The organism is Cupriavidus sp. 96C5-1 (assembly GCF_057798855.1).
Genome location: NZ_JBYOJU010000001.1, coordinates 562860 through 571065, shown reverse-complemented (window position 1 = coordinate 571065; position 8206 = coordinate 562860). Strand labels below are relative to the sequence as shown.

Below are 8206 nucleotides of genomic sequence, written 5' to 3'. Positions count from 1 at the left end.
CCGCCCCGAAGCCGAAGAAATCCGTCGCCCTGTCGGGCGTGACCGCCGGCAATACCGCACTGTGCACGGTCGGCCGTACCGGCAACGACCTGCACTACCGCGGCTACGACATCCTCGACATCGCCGAGACCTGCGAGTTTGAAGAGATCGCCCACCTGCTGGTGCACGGCAAGCTCCCCACCCGCGCCGAACTGGCCGCCTACAAGGCCAGGCTGAAGGCCCTGCGCGGCCTGCCCGCCAACGTCAAGGCCGCGCTCGAATGGGTGCCCGCCAGCGCCCACCCGATGGACGTGATGCGCACCGGCGTGTCCGTGCTCGGCACCGTGCTGCCGGAGAAGGACGACCACAACACCCCGGGCGCGCGCGACATCGCCGACCGCCTGATGGCCAGCCTCGGCTCGATGCTGCTGTACTGGTACCACTACAGCCATAACGGCAAGCGCATCGAAGTCGAGACCGACGACGACTCCATCGGCGGCCATTTCCTGCACCTGCTGCACGGCCAGAAGCCGTCGGCGCTGTGGGAGCGCGCCATGCAGACCTCGCTCAACCTGTACGCCGAGCATGAATTCAATGCCTCGACCTTCGCCGGCCGCGTGATCGCCGGCACGGGCTCGGACATGTACTCGTCGATCTGCGGCGCCATCGGCGCGCTGCGCGGCCCCAAGCACGGCGGCGCCAACGAGGTCGCGTTCGAGACCCAGAAGCGCTACGACAGCCCGGACGAGGCCCAGGCCGACATCACGCACCGCGTGGAGAACAAGGAAGTGGTGATCGGTTTCGGCCACCCGGTGTACACCACCGGCGACCCGCGCAACCAGGTCATCAAGGAAGTGGCGCGGCGCCTGTCCAAGGACGCCGGCTCGATGAAGATGTTCGACATCGCCGAACGGCTGGAAACCACGATGTGGGACATCAAGAAGATGTTCCCCAACCTGGACTGGTTCAGCGCGGTGAGCTACCACATGATGGGCGTGCCGACCGCCATGTTCACTCCGCTGTTCGTGATCGCGCGGACCTCGGGCTGGGCCGCCCACATCATCGAGCAGCGCATCGACAACAAGATCATCCGCCCCAGCGCCAACTACACCGGGCCGGAGAATGTGAAGTTCGTGCCGATCGGCAAACGTAAATAGGGACGGGAACCCGGCACCGGCCGGCCGTTCGATCGCCGCAAACGGCACATGCCGGCCGCCGGGGCGCCGAATTGTGTAACCGAAGGTAGGGGTACTACGCCCAGACTTTCAAATCGTAGAGAATAGCGGCGGATATGTAACCGCCGGGCTCCCCCGGTGGTCGCCTGCCTTTGAATCAATCCAGAAGGAACCCACAGCATGAAGCATCTCGTCCTCGCCGCCTGCATCGGCGCATTTACGCTGACCTCCGCCGGCGTTGCGATGGCCCAGGAGCCGGTCAAGAAGACCGCTCCCGCCAAGAAGGCTCCGGCCAAGCGCACCAAGAAGACTGCCGCCAAGGAGGCGCCGGTGGCGCCGGTTGGCGAAAAATGGCAGTGCGAGCTGGGCCACGTGCTCTACATCGGCGGCAATATGCAACGCGATGAAGTCATCACCTTGAACTGGGAGGGCAAGCAATACCGCCTGCCGCGCCTGTCCACCGTGACCGGTGCCGACCGCTATTTCGACGCCCACTCCGGCATGGACCTGGTCGTGATCCCGAGCAAGGCGATGCTGTTCAACAAGAACGCCGGCCAGCGCCTGGCCGACGAGTGCCAGACCGCCGACATGCTGGCTGGCGGCTCGGCCCCGACCCAGGCCGGTGCGCTGCGCGCGCCCGTGTCCACCCCCCTGCTGGCCGCCCCTGCGGCGCCGGCAGCCGACGCCGGCTCGGCACCGGCAGCACCAAAGCCGTAAGAAAGCGTTGGCCGGGCATCGACGGCCAACGGCAATGGGCGCCAGGCAGCACATACACCCGAGGGGGTCCCATGTCAGCACACATTTCGAAGGTCCGCCCGGAGCCTGACCGGGTCCTGGTGGACATTGTCGATTACGTGACCAGCTACCAGATCAAGAGTGCGCTCGCCTACGACACGGCCCGCAACTGTCTGATCGACACCCTCGGCTGCGGCCTGGAAGCCCTGTCCTACCCGGCCTGCACCAAACTGATGGGCCCGCTCGTGCCCGGCACGATCGTCCCCAACGGCGCCAGGGTTCCCGGCACGCAGTTCCAGCTGGACCCGGTGCAGGCCGCCTTCAATATCGGCGCCATGATCCGCTGGCTCGATTTCAACGACACCTGGCTGGCGGCCGAATGGGGCCACCCGTCCGACAACCTCGGCGGCATCCTCGCCACGGCCGACTGGCTCTCGCGCAATCATGTGGCCGCGGGCCGCAAGCCGCTGGCCATGAAGGACGTGCTCACCGGCATGATCAAGGCCCATGAGATCCAGGGCTGCATCGCGCTGGAGAATGCCTTCAACAAGGTCGGCCTGGACCACGTGGTGCTGGTCAAGGTGGCGTCCACCGCCGTGGTCGCCCGCATGCTGGGCCTGAGCCGCGACGAGATCGTCAATGCGGTGTCGCTGGCCTGGGTGGATGGCCAGTCGCTGCGCACCTACCGCCATGCGCCCAACACCGGCAGCCGCAAGAGCTGGGCCGCCGGCGACGCCACCAGCCGCGCCGTGCGCCTGGCGCTGATCGCCAGGACCGGCGAAATGGGCTATCCCTCGGTGCTCAGCGCCAAGGGCTGGGGCTTCTACGACGTGCTGTTCAAAGGCCAGCCCTTCAAGTTCCAGCGCCCCTACGGCTCCTATGTGATGGAGAACGTGCTGTTCAAGATCGCCTTCCCGGCCGAATTCCACGCGCAGACCGCGGTGGAAGCGGCCATGACCCTGCACGGCCAGCTCGCCGCCGCGGGCAGGACGGCGGCGGACATCAGGAAGGTCACCATCCGCACCCACGAAGCCTGCATCCGCATCATCGACAAGAAAGGCCCGCTGGCCAACCCGGCCGACCGCGACCATTGCATCCAGTACATGGTGGCGGTGCCGCTGCTGTTCGGCCGCCTCACCGCCGGCGACTATGAAGACCAGGTCGCTCTGGACCCGCGCATCGATGCGCTGCGCGACCGGATCACGTGCGTCGAAGATCCGCAGTTCACGGCCGACTACCACGACCCGGATAAGCGTTCCATCGCCAATGCGCTGACAATGGAACTGAACGACGGCACGGTGCTGCCGGAGGTGGTGGTGCAATATCCGATCGGCCACAAGCGCCGCCGCGCCGACGGCATCCCGCTGCTGGTGGAGAAGTTCAAGACCAATCTGGCCCGCCGCTTCCCGCTCAAGCAACAGCAGTCCATACTGGCCGTGTCGCTGGACCAGGCGCGCCTGGAAGCGATGCCGGTCAACGAGTATGTCGACCTCTACGTGATCTGAGCCGCCGGGAAAATCGGCAGGAACTGCGCGCGGGAGGCTGACGGGGGCTGCCGGCTTGGCCTAAAATCCACGCGGTGCGCACATTGATAAAGCCACGCAAGACAGATCGGCAAGAATCCATCACCCCAAAAGCAAGAAAACACAACGCAGGCAGAAAGGCAGTAGGCAAGAACAACGGCGCCTTCCCTGGCGCCGGGCGCCGCGAGGCTGGCCTGTTGCACCGGCCGCCGGCGGCGAAGCGCAGATTTACGAGTCCACCATACCAGCTAGTCCGCACCATCCTTCGATTGGAGTAAGGCAATGCCCCACAATCTCAATAAGACTCTGAAAGAATTCAAGATCGGCCCCTCCGGCAAGGGCCAGTTCTATTCCTTGCCGCAGCTGGGCAAGGCACTGGGCGTGGCCGTCGAGCGCCTGCCGGTATCGATTCGCGTCGTGCTGGAATCGGTGCTGCGCAACTGCGACGGCAAGAAGGTCACCGAAGAACACGTCAAGCAGCTCGCCAACTGGAAGCCCGTGGCCGAGCGAGTCGACGAGATCCCCTTCGTGGTGGCGCGCGTGGTGCTGCAGGATTTCACCGGGGTGCCCTTGCTGGCAGACCTGGCGGCCATGCGCAACGTGGCCGAGAAAATGGGCCAGAACCCGAAGAAGATCGAGCCGCTGGTGCCGGTGGACCTGGTGGTCGACCACTCCGTGCAGGTCGACCACTTCCGCGAGAAGAAGGCGCTGGACCTGAACATGCAACTGGAATTCCAGCGCAATAACGAGCGCTACCAGTTCATGAAGTGGGGCATGCAGGCCTTCGACACCTTCGGCGTGGTGCAGCCGGGCTTTGGCATTGTCCACCAGGTCAACCTGGAATACCTGGCCCGCGGCGTCCACAAGAAGGATGGCGTGTACTACCCCGACACCCTGGTGGGCACCGACAGCCACACCACCATGATCAACGGCATCGGCGTGGTGGGCTGGGGCGTGGGCGGCATCGAGGCGGAAGCCGGCATGCTGGGCCAGCCGGTCTATTTCCTGACGCCCGACGTGGTCGGCGTGGAACTGAAGGGGCGCCTGCGCGAAGGCGTGACCGCCACCGACCTGGTGCTGACCATCACCGAAATGCTGCGCCGCGAGAAAGTGGTCGGCAAGTTCGTCGAATTTTTCGGCGAAGGCACCGCCAGCCTGGCCCTGCCGGACCGCGCCACGATCGGCAATATGGCCCCGGAATATGGCGCCACCATGGGCTTCTTCCCGGTCGACGAGAAGACCATCGACTACTTCAAGGGCACCGGCCGCACCGAAGAGGAAATCGCCGCCTTCGAAGGCTATTTCCGCGCCCAGAAGATGTTCGGCGTGCCCAAGGCGGGCGAAATCGACTACACCAAGGTCGTCACGCTCGACCTCGGCACCGTGGCCCCTTCGCTGGCCGGCCCCAAGCGTCCGCAGGACCGCATCGAGCTCGGCAACGTCAAGACCACCTTTGCCTCGCTGTTCGCCAAGCCGACCGCCGAGAACGGGTTCAACAAGGACATCGCCGAGCTGGACAAGACCTACACCACGGCCGACGGCGTGGACGTGAAGAGCGGCGACGTGCTGATCGCCGCCATCACCTCCTGCACCAACACCTCCAACCCGAGCGTGCTGCTGGCCGCGGGCCTGCTGGCCAAGAAGGCCGTGGAAGCGGGCCTGAAGGTGGCGCCGCACATCAAGACCTCGCTCGCCCCCGGCAGCCGCGTGGTGACGGAGTACCTGCAAGCCGCCGGCCTGCTGCCGTACCTGGAAAAGCTGGGCTTCGGCGTGACCGCCTACGGCTGCACCACCTGCATCGGCAATGCCGGCGACCTGACGCCGGAACTGAACGAAGCCATCACCAAGAATGACCTCGTGGCCGCCGCCGTGCTGTCGGGCAACCGCAACTTCGAGGCGCGTATCCACCCGAACATCCGCGCCAACTTCCTGGCCTCGCCGCCGCTGGTGGTGGCCTACGCCATCGCCGGCAACGTCACGCGCGACCTGATGACCGAGCCGGTAGGCACCGGCAAGGGCGGCCGCGAGATCTACCTCGGCGACATCTGGCCGAGCTCGGAAGAAATCCACGCGCTGATGAAGTACGCGATGGACGCCAAGGTCTTCAAGGGCAACTACGAGCAGGTCAAGAAGCCGAGCAAGCTGTGGGCCAAGGTCAAGGGCACCAAGGGCCAGGTCTACGACTGGCCAGCCTCGACCTATATCGCCGAGCCGCCCTTCTTCCAGGACTTCGGCATGGAGCCGGCCGCCACCCAGTCCAGCGTGCGCGATGCACGCGCACTGGGCGTCTTCGGCGACTCCGTGACCACCGACCACATCTCGCCTGCCGGCTCCATCAAGGAATCGTCGCCGGCGGGCAGGTACCTGCTGGCCAATGGCGTGCTGAAGGCGGATTTCAACAGCTACGGCTCGCGCCGCGGCAACCATGAGGTCATGATGCGCGGCACCTTTGCCAACGTGCGCATCAAGAACCTGATGCTGCCGGCCAAGGCCGATGGCTCGCGCGTGGAAGGCGGCGTCACGCTGCACCAGCCTTCCGGCGAAGAAATGTCGATCTACGACGCCGCCATGAAGTACATCGCCGAGGGCACGCCCACGGTGGTGTTCGGCGGCGAGGAGTACGGCACCGGCTCGTCGCGCGACTGGGCGGCCAAGGGCACCCAGCTGCTTGGCGTGAAGGCCGTGATCACGCGCAGCTTCGAGCGCATCCACCGCTCCAACCTGGTCGGCATGGGCGTGCTGCCCCTGCAGTTCAAGGGCAGCGACAGCGTGCAGACGCTCGGCATCGTCGGCGACGAGACCTTCGACATCGAAGACATCGAGGGAGAACTGAAGCCACAGCAGGACGTGACGCTGGTGATCAAGCGCGCCAACGGCGACGTGCAGCGCGTGCCCGTGCTGTTGCGCATCGATACCCCGATCGAGGTCGACTACTACAACCACGGCGGCATCCTGCCGTTCGTGCTGCGCCAGTTGCTGGCCGCCTGACCGGCAAGCCCTGGGCCCTTGCCCTTACTTAGGGGCCTTGGGGTGACGCCGCTGGCCATGTCCTCCGCGGAGGACATGGCCAGCGGCGTTTTTCTTTGGGGAGGCAGCCTTGCCTATCCCTGCTCCCGTCCGTACCGGGCGAGGTTGGCCGCCCGGCACAAAGCGCAGCATACACAACTTATCCGGGCTTGCCCGATGCGAGCGTCGTGTAAGTTCCATGCAAGCCTGCCCTGCCACACTGCCATGCAACAAAACCCACAAAGCACCGCGCGAGGGCAGCCATGTCAGCCTGTCCCGCCTCGATCGCACAGGAGACACCAACACCATGGCAAAGATTTTCATCGCCTTCGTCGTCATTGCCGGCGCGGCACTCTATATGCTGTCCAAGGGCGGCGACATCTCGATGGGCGGCGAGCAGCACGGCGTGGAAACCCATGCGCCGGAGACCCCGCAAGCGCCCGCGCAGAAATAAAGCCCCGAGCGGTTCCGCCGCCGCGCGGGCCAAAGGGGTGCAATGCTGGAAGACCGCCAGGCACCTGGCGGCTTTTTTGTCAACGCAGCGAGTAGAATACCGTTTTACCGAAAAACGGATGATTTCGACTTATGGCAGGTTTTCGCCCCAAGGCTTCCCAACGTCTTTCGCCTGACGCCGAGCGTCTGGTGGCCGATGCGCTTGCGCTCGATGCCTCGGGCAGCCGCATGGAGGATGCGTATTGGGAGCGGCGGCTCTCGCAGCGCCTGGGCCGGCTCTTGAAGAACGGCAGCCAGTCCGCACTCGACGCGGCGCTCGAACACCTGTTCAAGCACAACGCCGATGCCTCCGACGTACTCGCCGAACAAGCCGAGACCCTGGCCGAGTCGGCCACCGTCGAAATCGACGGCGTCAGCTACGACGCGCTGCTGATCGCCGCGCCCATCCTGGCCCACACCCGCTACGCCATCCCGTCCGGCGCGCTCAAGCCCGAACTGTCACAGACCCTGGCGGTGCACATGCAGGCGCATGTGCTGGCGGCCAACACCAGGATGGCGCTGTCGCCCTACCTGTACAGCATCGACCAGCTGCCGCGCACGCACAGCGATACCTTCGCCCTGACCTACAAGCTGGTCTCGGCCGCCATGGCCGGCACCACGCCCAAGGTGGACCTGCGCGACCTGCCGGAAACCGCGCCGATCCTGGCCGATCCGCGCTACCTGCTGGCCGTGGTGGTGGCGCCGCACGAGCAGGCCCTGTTCCGCTGGCAGGAAGATGCCAAGGAGCACCATGCCGAGCGCACCGTATGCCTGGAACAATGGCGCACCCAGGTCCAGCCCTCGATCGCGCTGCTGATGCCCGGCTGCGAGTTCGAGCTGCTGCTGCCGGACGCCTTCTTCCTGTCCTGCCGCGAATCCGACAAGAGCATCCGCCCGCTGACCGTGCGCGCCGCCGTCAACTACCTGTGCGGCACGCTGGACGTGCCTGCCGGCCAGATGGCGGCGGTGGTGGCGGCCTTCGGCGAGGAGGAAGTCGAGGAATACCGCGTGGGCTTCACCATGCGCGGCGAGAAGGATGTGATCTACGGCATCGTCTGGCCGGTCTATGGCCGCGAGTCCGGCGAAATCGATGCCAGCGAGAAAGACAATCCGCTGGAGCAGATCTGCGAGGAACTGCGCAACGCCGGGGTAGAAGACATCTTCCGCCACGCCGCGCTGTTCGACCCTGAGTATTGCGAAGACTGCGGCACGCCGCTGTACGCCGACCGTTCGGGCGAGATCGTCCACGCCGAACTGCCGGAAGACGCGCCCACGCAGCAGCCGCTGTTCCACTGA

Annotated in this window: 6 protein-coding genes; all 6 read left to right on the top strand. The window is 65.6% G+C overall.

The features are described from left to right. Nucleotides 1-1136, top strand: a 1136-nt coding sequence (prpC, locus tag AC3FOF_RS02590) for a bifunctional 2-methylcitrate synthase/citrate synthase (RefSeq protein ID WP_488725673.1), incomplete at its 5' end; no start/stop codon positions are given. Between the two features lie 198 nt (nucleotides 1137-1334). Further along, complete coding sequence (locus AC3FOF_RS02585; RefSeq protein ID WP_017224716.1) at nucleotides 1335-1871, top strand: hypothetical protein; 537 nt, start codon at nucleotides 1335-1337, stop codon at nucleotides 1869-1871. Nucleotides 1872-1942: 71 nt separating this feature from the next. Continuing rightward, a complete protein-coding gene (locus AC3FOF_RS02580) occupies nucleotides 1943-3394 on the top strand; it encodes a bifunctional 2-methylcitrate dehydratase/aconitate hydratase (RefSeq protein WP_276268539.1) in 1452 nt (483 codons plus the stop codon). A gap of 300 nt (nucleotides 3395-3694) precedes the next feature. Then, the gene (gene acnA, locus AC3FOF_RS02575) at nucleotides 3695-6400 is read left to right on the top strand and encodes an aconitate hydratase AcnA (RefSeq protein ID WP_276268538.1); all 2706 of its coding nucleotides are present in this window, start codon (nucleotides 3695-3697) and stop codon (nucleotides 6398-6400) included. 325 nt (nucleotides 6401-6725) lie between these two features. Next, nucleotides 6726-6872, top strand: a complete 147-nt coding sequence (locus tag AC3FOF_RS02570) for a hypothetical protein (RefSeq protein WP_017224713.1) — start codon at nucleotides 6726-6728, stop codon at nucleotides 6870-6872. Nucleotides 6873-7003: 131 nt separating this feature from the next. Continuing rightward, nucleotides 7004-8206 (top strand): DUF2863 family protein, encoded by a 1203-nt coding sequence (locus AC3FOF_RS02565; protein WP_276268458.1) that lies wholly within the window; start codon nucleotides 7004-7006, stop codon nucleotides 8204-8206.

What these genes read in the sequence shown, in the direction of transcription:
- acnA (WP_276268538.1), top strand. Translation starts at nt 3,695, where the DNA reads ATGCCCCACAATCTCAATAAGACTCTGAAAGAATTCAAGATCGGCCCC.
- AC3FOF_RS02565 (WP_276268458.1), top strand. Translation starts at nt 7,004, where the DNA reads ATGGCAGGTTTTCGCCCCAAGGCTTCCCAACGTCTTTCGCCTGACGCC.
- AC3FOF_RS02570 (WP_017224713.1), top strand. Translation starts at nt 6,726, where the DNA reads ATGGCAAAGATTTTCATCGCCTTCGTCGTCATTGCCGGCGCGGCACTC.
- AC3FOF_RS02580 (WP_276268539.1), top strand. Translation starts at nt 1,943, where the DNA reads ATGTCAGCACACATTTCGAAGGTCCGCCCGGAGCCTGACCGGGTCCTG.
- AC3FOF_RS02585 (WP_017224716.1), top strand. Translation starts at nt 1,335, where the DNA reads ATGAAGCATCTCGTCCTCGCCGCCTGCATCGGCGCATTTACGCTGACC.